General features: G+C 66.3%; 11 protein-coding genes and 1 pseudogene. 5 read left to right on the top strand and 7 right to left on the bottom strand.

All coding sequences use genetic code 11. The features are described from left to right. Positions 1 to 7: 7 nt before the first annotated feature. The 3 genes from G4G28_RS18330 to nfsB all read left to right on the top strand — a co-directional run bounded on the left by G4G28_RS18330 (position 8) and on the right by nfsB (position 4,065). Positions 8 to 1,744: a VanW family protein gene (locus G4G28_RS18330; RefSeq protein WP_182989372.1), complete on the top strand. Its 1,737-nt coding sequence runs from the start codon at positions 8 to 10 to the stop codon at positions 1,742 to 1,744. Between the two features lie 263 nt (positions 1,745 to 2,007). Next, positions 2,008 to 3,312 (top strand): YihY/virulence factor BrkB family protein, encoded by a 1,305-nt coding sequence (locus G4G28_RS26720; RefSeq protein WP_229425184.1) that lies wholly within the window; start codon positions 2,008 to 2,010, stop codon positions 3,310 to 3,312. 99 nt (positions 3,313 to 3,411) lie between these two features. Next, positions 3,412 to 4,065: an oxygen-insensitive NAD(P)H nitroreductase gene (gene nfsB / locus G4G28_RS18320; protein WP_182989371.1), complete on the top strand. Its 654-nt coding sequence runs from the start codon at positions 3,412 to 3,414 to the stop codon at positions 4,063 to 4,065. 78 nt (positions 4,066 to 4,143) lie between these two features. On the opposite strand, the gene G4G28_RS18315 is transcribed toward nfsB, so the two are convergent. The 3 genes and pseudogenes from G4G28_RS18315 to G4G28_RS18305 form a co-directional block, all read right to left on the bottom strand. Continuing rightward, complete coding sequence (locus G4G28_RS18315; RefSeq protein WP_183107678.1) at positions 4,144 to 5,304, bottom strand: ATP-binding protein; 1,161 nt, start codon at positions 5,302 to 5,304, stop codon at positions 4,144 to 4,146. Between the two features lie 97 nt (positions 5,305 to 5,401). Next, positions 5,402 to 6,124, bottom strand: a pseudogene (locus G4G28_RS29400) (PAS domain S-box protein); the annotation flags it as partial. Then, complete coding sequence (locus G4G28_RS18305) at positions 6,046 to 6,750, bottom strand: PAS domain-containing protein (protein WP_183107677.1); 705 nt, start codon at positions 6,748 to 6,750, stop codon at positions 6,046 to 6,048. The gene G4G28_RS18305 and the pseudogene G4G28_RS29400, both read right to left, overlap by 79 nt. Before the next feature lie 178 nt (positions 6,751 to 6,928). Here G4G28_RS18305 and G4G28_RS18300 point away from each other — a divergent pair, with 178 nt between their 5' ends. Further along, the gene (locus tag G4G28_RS18300; RefSeq protein ID WP_182989369.1) at positions 6,929 to 7,306 is read left to right on the top strand and encodes a hypothetical protein; all 378 of its coding nucleotides are present in this window, start codon (positions 6,929 to 6,931) and stop codon (positions 7,304 to 7,306) included. A 308-nt stretch (positions 7,307 to 7,614) separates the two neighbouring features. Here G4G28_RS18300 and G4G28_RS18295 read toward each other — a convergent pair whose 3' ends face one another. After that, a complete protein-coding gene (locus tag G4G28_RS18295; RefSeq protein WP_183107676.1) occupies positions 7,615 to 8,553 on the bottom strand; it encodes a hypothetical protein in 939 nt (312 codons plus the stop codon). An 8-nt stretch (positions 8,554 to 8,561) separates the two neighbouring features. After that, positions 8,562 to 10,070 carry an LTA synthase family protein gene (locus tag G4G28_RS18290; protein WP_229508104.1) on the bottom strand — a complete coding sequence of 503 codons (1,509 nt, stop codon included), beginning with the start codon at positions 10,068 to 10,070 and terminating at the stop codon, positions 8,562 to 8,564. Between the two features lie 187 nt (positions 10,071 to 10,257). Between G4G28_RS18290 and G4G28_RS18285 the strand changes: the two genes are divergently transcribed. Next, the gene (locus G4G28_RS18285; protein ID WP_183107675.1) at positions 10,258 to 11,028 is read left to right on the top strand and encodes a hypothetical protein; all 771 of its coding nucleotides are present in this window, start codon (positions 10,258 to 10,260) and stop codon (positions 11,026 to 11,028) included. On the opposite strand, the gene G4G28_RS18280 is transcribed toward G4G28_RS18285, so the two are convergent. Both G4G28_RS18280 and G4G28_RS18275 read right to left on the bottom strand, forming a co-directional pair. Continuing rightward, on the bottom strand, positions 10,923 to 12,182 hold the full coding sequence (locus G4G28_RS18280) for a YaiO family outer membrane beta-barrel protein (protein WP_183107674.1): 1,260 nt from the start codon (positions 12,180 to 12,182) through the stop codon (positions 10,923 to 10,925). The two genes, G4G28_RS18285 and G4G28_RS18280, sit on opposite strands and share 106 nt — an antisense overlap. A gap of 172 nt (positions 12,183 to 12,354) precedes the next feature. After that, on the bottom strand, positions 12,355 to 12,873 hold the full coding sequence (locus tag G4G28_RS18275; RefSeq protein WP_182989364.1) for a hypothetical protein: 519 nt from the start codon (positions 12,871 to 12,873) through the stop codon (positions 12,355 to 12,357). Between the last annotated feature and the right edge of the window lie 163 nt (positions 12,874 to 13,036).

The raw sequence follows: 13,036 nt of genomic DNA, 5'->3' as shown, positions 1-13,036 counted from the left end.
ATTAACGATGGACACCACTAGTGACAGCGCAGTGCGCCTACCAACCCGCGCCGATGCTGCCGTATTCGGGTGCAAGGTGGCGCTGCTGCGTCTGCGGCGATGGATCGCCGACGCGTTCAAGCGGGACCTGAAGCGGTGGTCATCAGGTGCCCCGCTGCCGCATGTATGGAGCGAAGCGATCTCGGTCCTCGACACTGTCGGTGCCGATGAGCACCGTGCGCTGGTACTCGGCAAAATCCAGAACTTGCGTGTGGCGCTTCGCTCCATCGATGGCGTGCACGTGCCGGCGGGCCAGCTATTGAGCTTCTGGAAGCAGGTCGGACAGGCGCGGCGTGGCCGGGGCTACGTCGAAGGCCGAGAGCTGCGCGAAGGATGCATCATCCCGGCCGTGGGCGGAGGGCTGTGCCAGTTGTCGAACGCCTTGTATCAGGCTGCGCTCGACGCCGGGCTCGATATCGTCGAACGCCACGCGCACTCCCGCGTCATTCCCGGCTCAGCCGCGCAGAGCGGGCGCGATGCGACCGTGTTCTGGAATTATGTCGACCTGCGTTTCCGCTCCGCCGAAGCGTTTGGGATCTCGGCGCGGATTGAAGACGGGCAGCTGCGTGTGCGAATCCTCAAACATTCACCCCGCGCGGTGCCGGCGAAAAGCGCCGTTTCCATCGCATCCATTGCCTTCGCGCCGAAAATGCCGGTACCACGAAGCTGCCACAGCTGCGGCGAGACGGCGTGCTTTCGCCAGGCCGCCGCGAGGCCGGCGACTGCGGCGCACCGGACCGTCTTCATGGTCGATGCGCTGTGGCCGGAGTTCGATGCCTGGATCGCGACCCGTAAAGGCCCTCGCGATACGCTGATGCTGCCCCTGGACGGTCGTCGGCACGGCCGGCCACAGTACGCCTGGCATACCGAGGGTTTCGGAAAGGTCGCCACCTTCCCGATGCTGGCACTGTGGCGCTCGCTGGTGTCCCGTCGCTTGTCGAACCAGGGAGCGGCGCGCCAGATGTCGGCGCTGGCGTTTCGCAAGCGGCTGGCGCACCGCTACGTGGAATCGCTCACCTACCTCGACGAACATGTGGTGGTCTCACAAGACTTGCTGCCTTACGTGTGGGAGACGGGGGCGCTGCAAGGGCGAAGCTTCGACGTCCTGATGACAGGGCCTACCATTTCTGCACTGCACACGGTGCTCGACGACGCCCATGCGCGCCATCCCGAGAGTACGACACTGGGCGATTTTCGCGCGCCATCGGCACTGGCGGCAAGCGAGATGCAGGCCTTGCAAAAGGCAGGGCAGATCCTGACCCCGCATTCCGAGGTTGCCGCCGCGTTTGCACAGACGGTCCGGCTTTACTGGGCACGGCCGGTCCCGGCCCGCACATCCCCGGGGCAACATGTCGTGTTCCCGGCACCTACGCTTGGCCGCAAAGGCGCCTACGACTTGCGTGCCTGCGTACGCGAACTGGGGCTGCCCCTTACCTTGATGGGACCTGTGCTGGAGTCGTCCGACTTCTGGGAGGGAGTGGAGGTGCGGATGGGGACGATGGCCGACGCCGCTGTCCTGGTGCTGCCTGCGTGGGTTCAAGTCCGGCCCACGCTATTACTGACGGCGCTCGACGCTGGGATTCCCGTCATTGCAACGCCGGCTTGTGGCCTGTTGCCCCAGCCGAACTTGACTATCGTCCCAGCAGGCAATGTCGCTGCTCTGATGGATGCGCTGCGGCCCTACGCATCCAGGAGTGTATCTTGAAGTCTACGCTGGGACGAAACAGGTTTTCTGGGCTGCAGTTCTTGAATAATGCGGCCTCGGTAAGGCCGTGGCACTTTCAGCTGCATCAATCCTCTTTTGCTTCTGCAGATGGTGAGTCACCGTACTGAAACTTACCGATGGAAGGCTTACGGTGGGCAGGCCACCGAAACAGTCAGCCAACGAAGCAAAGAAATCGAAGAAACGCGCCATTTTGCCGTCACGCCAAGGCGGCCTGGCACGGATATCGACCACATGAGGACAATATGACCACTACCGCTCACGAAACGCATGAAGCCGAAGCCAGCGTAGCTGCTCCCGAGTCGACAATGAATGCACAGTTCGAGGTGTTGAAATCCAGGGCTTCGGACGCGTTTTCCTCTCCCTATGTGCGCGGCGCCGCCGTACTGGGCATCGCCGCGGCGGGCTATGCGGTCTTCAAACGCAAGAAAAAGCCTGTAACGAAGTTTGTACCAGTACGCAGCCACGATAACGGCGATTTTCTGAAGGCGGGTGGTGTGCTTGTCTCCCTGCTGGCGTCTCTCGCTTCGGCCAGGAACAATGCCAGCGTCGACACACCCGCCGCGGTGCAGAAAGAAAGAGATTATTTTCCGACGCATTCACAGGACGGCAAACCTTCACAGGACGCCAAACCCGATGCGAAGGACGCGGAACCAGCCATCAGCACGCCTGCGCTCCCGCAATTCGAGCACACCTCGACAAGCTGGATCGGCAGGGAGTGGCAAATATTCAAGGCTGCGGCAAACGCATGGATCGATGATTACGCGCCGAGCATGGGGGCAGCACTGTCGTACTACACGCTGTTTTCCCTGGCACCGTTACTGGTTCTCATCATCGCGATTGCCGGGATGGTATTTGGACAGGATGCTGCGGAAGGCGCCATCATCGCGCAGCTGCAAGGCATCATGGGTCAGGAAGGGGCGACCGCTGTGCAGGGCTTGCTGAAAGCTGCGCGTGAACCATCTACTGGAATCGTCGCCAGTATCGTTGGCGGCTTTCTTTTGCTGCTGGGCGCAACGGCGATTTTCGCCGAGCTGCAAACTGACCTGGACCGCATCTGGCGGGTGCCGGCGAAAGCGAAACCGTCGGGCATCTGGGGTTGGTTGCGCAGCCGGGTATTGTCCTTCGGACTGGTTCTTGGATTCGCTTTCATGCTGATGATTTCGCTCGTCGTCAGCGCGGCACTGGCAGCGACGGGCGAATGGCTGGGCGGGGGCGGCGCAGCGGAAAGCGTGTTGGCATCCGTATTGAACTTCATCGCGTCGTTTGCCCTCTTCACCGTGCTGTTTGCGATGATCTACAAGATCATGCCGACCGCGAAGATCTCCTGGCACGACGTCTGGATGGGATCCGCGGTAACAGCCTTGCTCTTCAACGTAGGCAAGTCCTTGATCGGCTTGTACCTGGCGAAATCGAGCGTGGCCTCGGGCTTCGGCGCGGCCGGCTCGTTCGTGATTCTCGTCGCCTGGTTCTATTATTCCGCGCAGATTTTCCTGTTTGGCGCTGAATACACCTGGGTGTACGCAAACAGCAAAGTACGCAAGGAATAGTGCCGGCTCCGCACGCGAATTGCGGCTTCCTGTAATAATGTGCGGTTAAGCATTGTTGAGCGATTGCTTCAACAGGCTTCATCCGAACACAAGGAATCCATGGACATCGTCAAAGCATCCCGACAACGTTATACGGCCAAGGCCTACGACCCGACTCGCCAGGTCCCGGAAGAGACCATGCAGCAGATCTATGAAGTGCTGCGCAACAGCCCCTCGTCGGTCAACTCCCAGCCATGGCACTTCATCGTCGCCAGTTCCCCGGAAGGCAAGGCGCGCCTGGCCAAGGGTGTGCAGGGCGGCTACAGCTTCAATGAAGGGAAGGTTCGCGATGCCTCGCACGTGATCCTGTTCTGCACCCGCGTCGACGCCGAAGGCGGCCACCTCGACCGCCTGCTCGAGCAGGAAGACCGCGACGGCCGCTATGCCGACGAAGCCGCCAAAGCCGGTGGCGCCAAGGGCCGCCTGCACTTCACCAACCTGCACCGCTACACCTACAAGGACCTGCCGCAGTGGTACGAGAAGCAGGTGTATATCGCGCTGGGCCAGGCCATGCTGGCCGCCGCGGCGCTGGGCGTGGATACGACGCCAATGGAAGGCATCGACGTGGCCGCCCTGGATGCGGAACTGGGCTTGCACGAGCAGGGCTTGTCGAGCCTGGCGCTGCTGAGTGTCGGCTACCACGCCGAGGGCGACTTCAATGCCAGGCTGCCGAAGTCGCGCCTGCCGCAGGAACAGGTTTTCACTTTCCTGTAATGCCTGCGGTGCGATCCCGAAGGTCCGGGCAGCGCAGGCGCGGCCACTTCGGGATCCTGCAATCCTGAGCAGGCGCTGCTACAGGCGATCCTGCGCCGTGCCCGCCGGCGCGGCCTGGCGCTGCTCGCCGACCAGCGCCGCCACCCTGGCCGCGAACGCATCGAGGTGGAAGGGCTTGACCATGATGTGCATGCCAGGATCGAGGAAGTCCTTGCCCGGGGTCGACTCGGCGTAGCCGGTAATGAACAGCACCGCGGTGGCGGGCGCGGTCTCGCGCACAGCGTCGGCCAGCTGGCGCCCGTTCATGCCGGGCAGGCCGACGTCGGTGACGAGCAGGTCGATCTCCGCCAGCGTTTCCCTCATCCTTGCCAGCTGCGCCAGCGCGGCCGGGCCGTCCTCCGCTTCGACCACCTCGTGGCCGGCGCCGCGCAGGAGCTCGGCAAGGACTTCACGCAGCGCCGTTTCGTCGTCCACCAGCAGGATGGTGGCGCGCGGTGCCGGCCCCGGGGTCGCCAGGGCGGGCAGTGGCGCAGCGGCGACAACGCTGCCGTGGTGGCGCGGCAGGTCGAGGTGTATTGTCGTGCCGGCGCCCGGCGTGGAGTCCAGGTGCACCCGGCCGCCGCTCTGGCTGACGAAGCCGAACACCATCGACAGGCCCAGGCCGGTGCCTTGCCCGAGCGGCTTGGTCGTGAAGAAGGGTTCGAAGGCGCGCCCCGCCACCTCGGGCGGCATGCCGCTGCCGTTGTCGGCAATGCTGATGCGCACGAAGTCCTGCCCCTCGGCGCCGCCGCTTGCCGTGGCCGCGATATCGCTCGTGCGGATCAGGAGGCGGCCGCCGCCGGGCATGGCGTCGCGCGCGTTGATGGCCAGGTTCAGGAGTGCGTTTTCCAGCTGGTTGGCGTCGCAATACGTACTGCGGAAAGCGCTCCCGTACGCGACTTCGATGCCGATGGCCGGCCCGACGGTGCGCGTCATCAGGTCCAGCATCGAATCGACCAGCTGCTCGACATCGGTGGGCCGCGGATCGAGCGTCTGGCGCCGCGAAAATGCCAGCAGCCGATGCGTCAGCGTGGCGGCGCGATCGACCGTTCTTTCGGCGCCTTCGAGGTAGCGCGCGATCTGTTCGGTCCTGCCGGCTTTCAGGTGCAGGCTCGCCAGCTGCAGGTTGCCGACGATACCGGCCAGCATGTTGTTGAAGTCGTGGGCGACGCCGCCGGTCAGCTGGCCGATCGCTTCCATCTTCTGCGCCTGGCGCAGCGCTTCCCTCGGCCTGCCGCAAGGCTTCCTGCTGGGCCCGGGCCTCGCTGACGTCGCGCCCGGCCATGTACAGGGTCGGGCCCTGCGGCACCACCGTCCAGGACAGCCAGCGGTAGGAGCCGTCCTTGTGGCGGCTGCGGATCTCGTACTGATTGACGGTCTCGCCGGCGACGAGGCGTGCCAGGACGGCACCCAGTTCCGCCAGCTGCTCGGGATGGGCAAAGGCCGTGAACGGCGTGGACCGCAGTTCGGCTTCGGTCCAGCCGAGCATGCGCGTCAGGGCCGGATTGCAGGCCAGGAAATAGCCGTCCGTGCTGGCGATGGCGAGGATATCCTGGGCGATGTCCCAGATGCGGTCGCGCTCGGCCGTGCGCTCGCCCAGTAGCTGTTCCAGTTGCATCCGGGCGTCCTGCAGGCGCGCCTCGGTACGGGCGCGCTCGACGGCGCTCCAACTGCGCTCGGCAATGTCCTGCACCAGGGTGATCTCGTGCGGGGCCCAGGCACGCGCCTTGTCCTGGTGCACGACCAGGACGCTGCTGAGCTGTCCGTTGCGCATCACCGGCACGCTCAATTCGGCCTTGATCCCGGCCTGGACGAAACGCGCCGCGGCCCGCGGGTCGCGCGCGCCGAGTTCGGCCACGATGTCGTTGTGCACCCTGGCCTCGCCGCTGCGCAGCGTCGGCAACACCGCGTCGCCAAAGTCGTCCGCCGCGACACTGCCGGTCAGCCCGGGCAAGGCGCCATCGAGCGCATTCGAGTGCAAGATCCCGTGTTCGCCGTCGGCCGCGATTTCGCTGAACACGACGCGGCTGGCAGCGAGCTCGGCGCGCAGCAGGGGGCAGCCGTGCGCGCACAGATCGCGTAGGGATCGGCCAGGTCCCGCAGCTCGTCGCCCAGGCGCACCTGGAAGGCGAGGCGGCGCTCGGTCGTGACCCTGGCCGTGGTGTCGACGCCGGTGCCGTACAGGCCGACGATGCGGCCGCCGTCGTCGTAGATCGGCGAATAAGAGAACGTGAACCAGGTCTGCTCGTCCCGGCCATTCCTGAACATGACGAAAGGCATGTCCTCGACATAAATCGATTCACCCGCCAGGGCGCGCGCGATCAGGGGCGACAGTGCCGGCCAGATTTCCGGCCATACCCGGGAAAAGGGCTGGCCGATGGCGGCGGGATGCTTGTCCTGCAGGAAGTCGGTATAGGCCTCGTTGTACAGCAAGCCCAGCCGAGGTCCCCAGAAGACGAACATCGGATGCTTGGCATCGAGCATCAGGCGCACCACGGTACGGATGGCCAGCGGCCAGGTGTCGACAGGGCCGAGCACCGATGCCGCCCAGTCGTGGTCGGCAAGGCGCTGGCGAAAGGCATCGGCGCGGCTGAACAGGGGAGCGGAGATCATCGTGAGACGCGCGCAGGTGTGGTAGGCCACCATTATCCCTGGCTCCCGCCAGAAATGGCGCCGCGTACCGTGTATCCGGGACATGGCTTTCAAAACATGAACAGCAGGCAACGCACAAGGGTGTTGTTTATCTGCGCATACGGCGCGCGCACGGCAATGGGCACACTGTCCAGGTCTATACTCAGCCCAGGACCATCCCCGGGAGATTGCCATGAAAGCGTTCCACCCTGTCCCTGCGCTGCTCGGCGCCGTGCTCCTGCTGGCCGCCACCGCGGCGGGTGCGCAGTCCGCCCTGAAGAAGGCCGACGGCGTGCTCGTCGATGCCGCCGGCATGACCGTCTACACCTTCGACAAGGATACGGCCGGCTCCGGCAAGAGCGCCTGCAACGACGGCTGCGTGAAGATGTGGCCGCCCGTACCCGCGGGCAGCACGCCGGCGGCGGCGCCGTATTCCGTCGTCACGCGCGAGGACGGCAGCAAGCAGCTCGCCTACAAGGGCAAGCCCCTCTACCTGTTCGCCAACGACACCAAGCCGGGCGAGCGCAAGGGCGACAAGGTCAAGGAGGTGTGGCACGTGGTGGCCGACTGAAGAGGGGGAACCATACTGGCGGGGTCAACCCACGACCCCGAAGGAGCCCGCATGCCGCCAGCCGCTGTCCCCACCGCTTCGTCGCAGGTCATCGGCCTCATCGGCGGTCTGAGCTGAAAAAGTCGGGCCGAATACTACCGCCTCATCAACGAGGAGGTGGCCGCGCGCCTGGGGGGCGTGTAGAACCGGATGCGGTGCAAGACGGCGAGAGCGCCGCAGTGCGAGCACTGCGCCGCAAGCGGACGCGGGCCGACGCAGCAACGCGCCGGTTATGGAAGCCAACAACACATTTATTTTGGGTGAGTACTTTAGTCCAGCCCCAGCCACCTGCGGTACTGCCCGTAATGATGGATCACGAAGCCGCCGAAGGGCTTCATGGCACCGACCTGCTGCGCCGTCAGCCCCAGTTCGCGTTCCATGTCGGCCTCCTTCAGGTGCTCGAACGACACCTTCTTGATGCTGTTCGGTAGCGTCTCGACGCCGATCAGCACGCGCTTGCCGACCTTGTCGGCGTAGGCCAGTTCGTCCATCGCGTGGCTGACGATGCCGTCGCCGCCGAGTGCGTGGTCGCGGTAGTCCATCAGGGCCACGTAGTCGTACAGGTCCTGCACGTGCTCGCTGACGGGCTTTTTCTCGCCACCGTGGTCAAGCAGGATGCCGTCGAGCCAGAAGGGGATCGCCGGTCCCAGCGGCAGATCCTGGCCGGATGCGTGTTTCGCCCGCATCAGCGCGCCAGACAAATCGACGAAATGCGCCAGCAGCTCCATCTTGCGGGTCGACCATTCGGCCAGGATGTGCGGTTCGATGTCGACGTTGATGCCGTCGAAGCGTTCCTCGGGCGCCGCGCTCTTGTTGTAGTCGAGCACCCGCTGCAGCATCGCCAGCGCCTGCGCGCGGTGCTGGGGCAGCACGTAGCGCTCGGTGTGCAGGTAGCCCGAACCGAGCAGGGCATAGGCTTTCATGCCGGAGGCGTGCAGGCGCCGCACCAGGCGCCGGTACAGCTGCGGCTGCGTCACGATGAGGTTGCGCCCGCCGAAGGCGTCCGCATACAGGAACACGGTATCGACCGATTTCGATTTCAGGAAGTCGATGGCGCGTCCGGCGGCGGCGGGCTGCTCGAGCATGTCATAGGAATCTTCTTCCCAGGTCCAGATGGCGCGCGGCGCCGTAGCGGCGGCAGGCGCGGCAGGGGCAGCCTGCGCCAGGGTGCAGGCACAGGCCAGCAGGGCCGCGGCGAAGCGTTTCATGGCCATGTTCACAGCTTCGCTTCCACGTGGTACTGGCCCATGCCGATCGAGCGCCCGGTGTCGGGATGCGAGGGCAGGACCGAGACGAAATAGCTGCCCGGTGCCACCTTGCGCAGGTCCGGGCGCAGGGTGATGACGGCGCGCTCGCCGGGTGCCAGCGTGCGCGGGGCGCCCGCCGTTTCGCCCAGTTCCAGTCCGTGCTCGTTGGCGATGACGAGCAGCGGCATGAATTCGGGCGAGCGGGTGGCGCCGTGGTTGGTGAACGTCGCCTCGAAGGCCGGCGCGCCGTCCGCACCGGCAACCCGGCGCAGGCCGGTCACGCCAATGTCGCCGGCAGCCGCCGCCAGCGTTGCCGTGCGCAGGGTGCGCTCGCCGCCGTAGCTGGCCAGCTGCGCCTGCGCGGGCCCGAGCGCCGCGCTGCGGCCGGCGGCACCGTTGTCGGTCAGGAAGGCGCGGAACTGCGCCTGGGCGCGTGCCAGCGCCTGCGCGTCGTCGCCGCGGTCGGCCTGCATGCCGTCGCTGATCGTGTAGAGCTGGCCCTGCGCCAGGTAGGCCGTGCCGGAGACGAAGTCGCTCATCTCGCTCTTGGTCTGTTTCAGCGGGATGACGTGCAGGTTGCGGAAGGACGGCTCGGTGTCCAGGCCGGTGCCGATCCAGGTGACGTCGCGCGGCGACTGCAGGCCATGGTTGTTTGCCAGGTAGGCCAGGAGCGAAGGCGCGATGTCGAACTGCGAGGAGATCGCCTTGATCGCGCGCGGCGCCTTCAGCAGCGGCGAGTACACGATCAGCGGCACGTGGTAGCGCTCGATGCGCGTGTCCATCGGCAGCTCGGGCAGGCGGTGGTCGCCGGTGATGACGAAGATCGTGTTGTCGTAGTCCGGCCATTTGGCGGCGCGCTCGAAGAACATGCGCAGCGCATCGTCCGTGTAGAGAATGCTGGCGAAGATGGCGCGGTCGTTCTCGTACACGGGAGCGGCCGGCAGCTTCAGTTGCGCCACGCGTTCGGCCGCGCGCCGCATGTACGCTTCCTTGCCGGGGAAGGTGAAGGGGCTGTGCATGCTGGTGGTCTGGACGACGGCGACCGCCGGTCCCGCCGGGGCCTGGGCCTCGCGCGCCACAGCCACTTCCATCAGGTCGCGGTCGGCGTAGCCCCAGTCGTTGGCACGTTCGTAAGGCGCACTGAAATCCTTTTCGCTGACAAAGGTGTCGACGCCCTGGCGGCGCAGGAACAGGCCCTCGTTGTCGAACTCCAGGTTCGAGCCGGAATAGAAGCGCAGCCGGTAGTCCTGGCGTTTCAGGATCGACAGCAGCGATTCGTGGCGCGGCAGGCGCTCGCCCAGGGCCGTCAGGCCGTTTTCGCCAAAGGGGAGCGAACCGAAGACGGTGGTGAGCACGCCGAAGGTACGGCCCTGGCCGGCCAGGAAGTTCTCGAAGTACAGGCTGCGTCCCGCCAGTTCGTCGAGGAAGGGCGTGAAGCTGCCCAGGCGCGCGCCGGGTCCGGAGAAGGTGCGTCCCAGGCCCTCGACGATGATGAATACGATCTTCGGCGGTTTGCCAGCCTGCGGGTTGAAGAGCGGGCCGAGGGTGTCGGGCGTGCGCTCGGCATGCAGGAAGGGGTAGCGCGGATCGCTGCCGGCCCCAGGGCGTCAGCGCCTGCGCGGCCTGCGCGTTCTGCGGCGCGCGCTCCTCGCCCGCGCCGCAGAGGTGCGCGAGGTTGCTGTCGACGAAGTACGCCGTCTTGTTGGTCAGGTAGGCCAGGTCGGCATCGGTGCGCGCCACCTTCGGCGCGAAGCGCACCGGCAGCAGCGCAAAGGCGAGGGCGCTGGCCATGGCCGCGACCAGTACGGTGCGTCCGCCGGCGCGCGGCCACCAGGAGCGCACGCTCATCGACAGCAGCGTCCACAGCACCGCCAAAGCCGCCACCAGCGCGAGGCCCAGCAGCGGACTGACCTGCCAGCCGCCGCCGACCGTGGTGCGAACCTCGTCGCTGGAATACGCGAACAGGTCGGCCCCGAGCGGGACGCCGGAAATCCAGTGGTACTGCAGCAGTCCGGTATGCACCACCAGCAGCACGCTCCACAGCATGCCCAGCGCCAGCGTGCGCCAGCGCAGCGAGGGAATCAGGGCCAGCGGCAGGGCGCCGGCGATGAACACGAAGCCCGGGCGCAGCAGCGACAGCAGGTCATTGCCCAGGCCCGCGCCGAACAGGGTCGCCTGCGGCACGCCGGCGCTGCTGGCGTGGATGGCTTCGGCAATGCGCAGGCACAGCCAGGCCAGCACCAGCGCCGGCAGCGCATCGACAGGGAAGGCGAAGGCGCGCGCCAGCCAGGCAAGCGCGGCGCGCGGGCGCTCAGGCGTGGTGCTGCCGCTTACCATCGGCGGTACAGTCCGACCGAGACACCGCGTTCGCGCGCGTCCTGGCCGTCGCGCGAGAAGCTGGCGCTGGCCTTGGTGCCCCAGTTGTCCGACCAGTAGCGCACCCAGCTCACGCTGCCGCCGCCCGAGCGGCTGCGCCCGCCCGAGAGCGAGAGCGGATCGTCGCTGCGGCCACGGTTGATGGTGCCTTCGAGATAACTGTCGGCGTCGCCGCGATAGTAGTAGCGCGCCATCAGGCGCTGGCCGTTGCTGTGCGAATCCGCCGTGACGATGTTCTGGTGGCGCAGCTGCACATACCAGTTGCCGCCGTACTTGCCGAGGGTGATGCCATAGATGTTGACGCGTCCATCGAAGCCGAGCACGTCGTCGGCGAGCGCGGCTTCCCAGCCGTTGCCAAGCGCCTGGTAGATTTCGATGCGGCCGGAATTGGCCGGGAACAGGCGAGCGGCCGGGGCGCGCTGGTAGCGGATATTCGCATACGCGCCCTCCCACAGGTCGGTATAGGCGTCGAGCGCCCAGGCGTAGCCCGTCTGGTCGAAGCGGTGCGCGCGCAGGGTTTCGAAGCCGAGCGAGCCGCGCTTCGTGTAGTGGCGCACGCTGGCGGTCTGGTCGTTCCAAGCAGGGCCGCTGCCGACATCCGTCCAGCTGCCCGACAGGCTCGTTGCCCAGGTATAGCCCTCGGCCATGACCGCTTCCGGATTGCCTGCGCGTGGCTGCGGCTGTTCCTGGGGCGCCGGCTGCGGCTTCGGCTGCAGCGACTGTTCAAAGGCATCGATCTCGGCGGCATTGCCGCCGGCAGCGCGCGCTTTCACCAGGTCGGCCTTCGCTTCGGCGCTGCGGCCGAGGGCGCGGTAAGCACGCGCGCGTGCCATCCAGGCGGCAGCGTCATCAGGGCGCAGCGCGACCAGGCGGCTGTAGGCATCGACCGCCTGCTGCGGCCGGTCATTCCACTGGTGCAGGTTGCCGAGCGCCTGCCAGACGTCGGCGTAGTCGGGCGAGGCCTTGCTTGCCGCTTCCAGGTCGGCCTGGGCATCTTCCCAGCGCTCCAGCCGCGTGTAGGCGATGCCGCGTCCCAGCAGGACGTCGACATTGCCGGGCGATTGCGCCAGCAGCGCGTTGTAGGCGGCCACGGCAAGCGCCGGCTGGCCGCCGTTGGCCAGATTGCGGGCTTTTTCGTACTGTTCGTCGAAGGAGGGGGCGCTGGCCGGCTGGGTTTGGGCGGACGTGGGAGGCGGCTGGAAGTCGATGGGCATGGAAAAGAGGTCGGAAACGGAAGGACGCACTGCGCTCTGGCAGTGCCATGGCGCAACTTTGCCCCAGCGCAGGGTAAGCGTCAAGGCGCGCATGCCCTGACGAGGCCGGTTGTCGCGCGCTGTCGTCAAAGCATGGCCATCCTGACCAGACTTTCGCCCGGCTTTCAGCGCCTTATCTATTCTCGCGCATCACTTCCAGTTCTTCGTACGCGCGCAGTACCGGGGCCTTGTCCGGCATGTGGTTCGTACGCAGGATCACGCCGTCCTTCGCATACACCAGGTAGCGCTCGCCGGCGCCGTTCTGCTGCGGCAGGCTGTCCATGAAATCGGTGCCGCAGCCGATCACGATACGGTCCTTGATGGTCGTGAACGACAGCAATTGCCCGGGCACGTAACTGCCCTTGATCTCGGTGACCGAATCGAAGACCGCCTCGTGTACCAGCAGGTCCTGTTTCTTGCCCGGTCCCATGTCGCGGGTTTCCTCATGCACGTCCAGGCGTTTCAGCCATCCCGTGAAGACGAGGTCGGCCCGGTCGCGCAGCGCGAGCACGTCTTCCTTCGCCTTGATGATCGCCTTGCGCTGGTACTCGGCACGTTGTTCCGGTGTCGCGATGGCGCAAGCGGCGGCGGACAGGGGCGCCAGCAGGGCGGTACCGATGCATAGGGCGAGGAGATTGCGGGCGGCGGTCACGGACGCTTTCGAAGGACTTGGCAGATCGATCATACCCGAGCGCGGCGTGCCCCCGCAATGCGGCGCTCGCGGGCGGTCGCGCGGGGACTGCGGTCCAGTCAGCGAAAAAAAACCGCCCGGCTGGCGGGCGGTTTGGCTGGCGATGCCGCTCTGTCGGAAGCGG

Source organism: Massilia sp. Dwa41.01b (assembly GCF_014171775.1).
Lineage (GTDB): Bacteria > Pseudomonadota > Gammaproteobacteria > Burkholderiales > Burkholderiaceae_D > Telluria.
The sequence above is the reverse complement of the archived record's forward strand: the minus strand, read 5'-3'. Positions and strand labels throughout refer to the sequence as shown.

Excerpts from the sequence above, each read along its gene's own strand:
- G4G28_RS18330 (WP_182989372.1), top strand. The coding sequence starts at position 8 with ATGGACACCACTAGTGACAGCGCAGTGCGCCTACCAACCCGCGCCGAT.
- G4G28_RS26720 (WP_229425184.1), top strand. The coding sequence starts at position 2,008 with ATGACCACTACCGCTCACGAAACGCATGAAGCCGAAGCCAGCGTAGCT.
- nfsB (WP_182989371.1), top strand. The coding sequence starts at position 3,412 with ATGGACATCGTCAAAGCATCCCGACAACGTTATACGGCCAAGGCCTAC.
- G4G28_RS18315 (WP_183107678.1), bottom strand. The coding sequence starts at position 5,304 with ATGGAAGCGATCGGCCAGCTGACCGGCGGCGTCGCCCACGACTTCAAC.
- G4G28_RS18305 (WP_183107677.1), bottom strand. The coding sequence starts at position 6,750 with ATGGTGGCCTACCACACCTGCGCGCGTCTCACGATGATCTCCGCTCCC.
- G4G28_RS18300 (WP_182989369.1), top strand. The coding sequence starts at position 6,929 with ATGAAAGCGTTCCACCCTGTCCCTGCGCTGCTCGGCGCCGTGCTCCTG.
- G4G28_RS18295 (WP_183107676.1), bottom strand. The coding sequence starts at position 8,553 with ATGAAACGCTTCGCCGCGGCCCTGCTGGCCTGTGCCTGCACCCTGGCG.
- G4G28_RS18280 (WP_183107674.1), bottom strand. The coding sequence starts at position 12,182 with ATGCCCATCGACTTCCAGCCGCCTCCCACGTCCGCCCAAACCCAGCCG.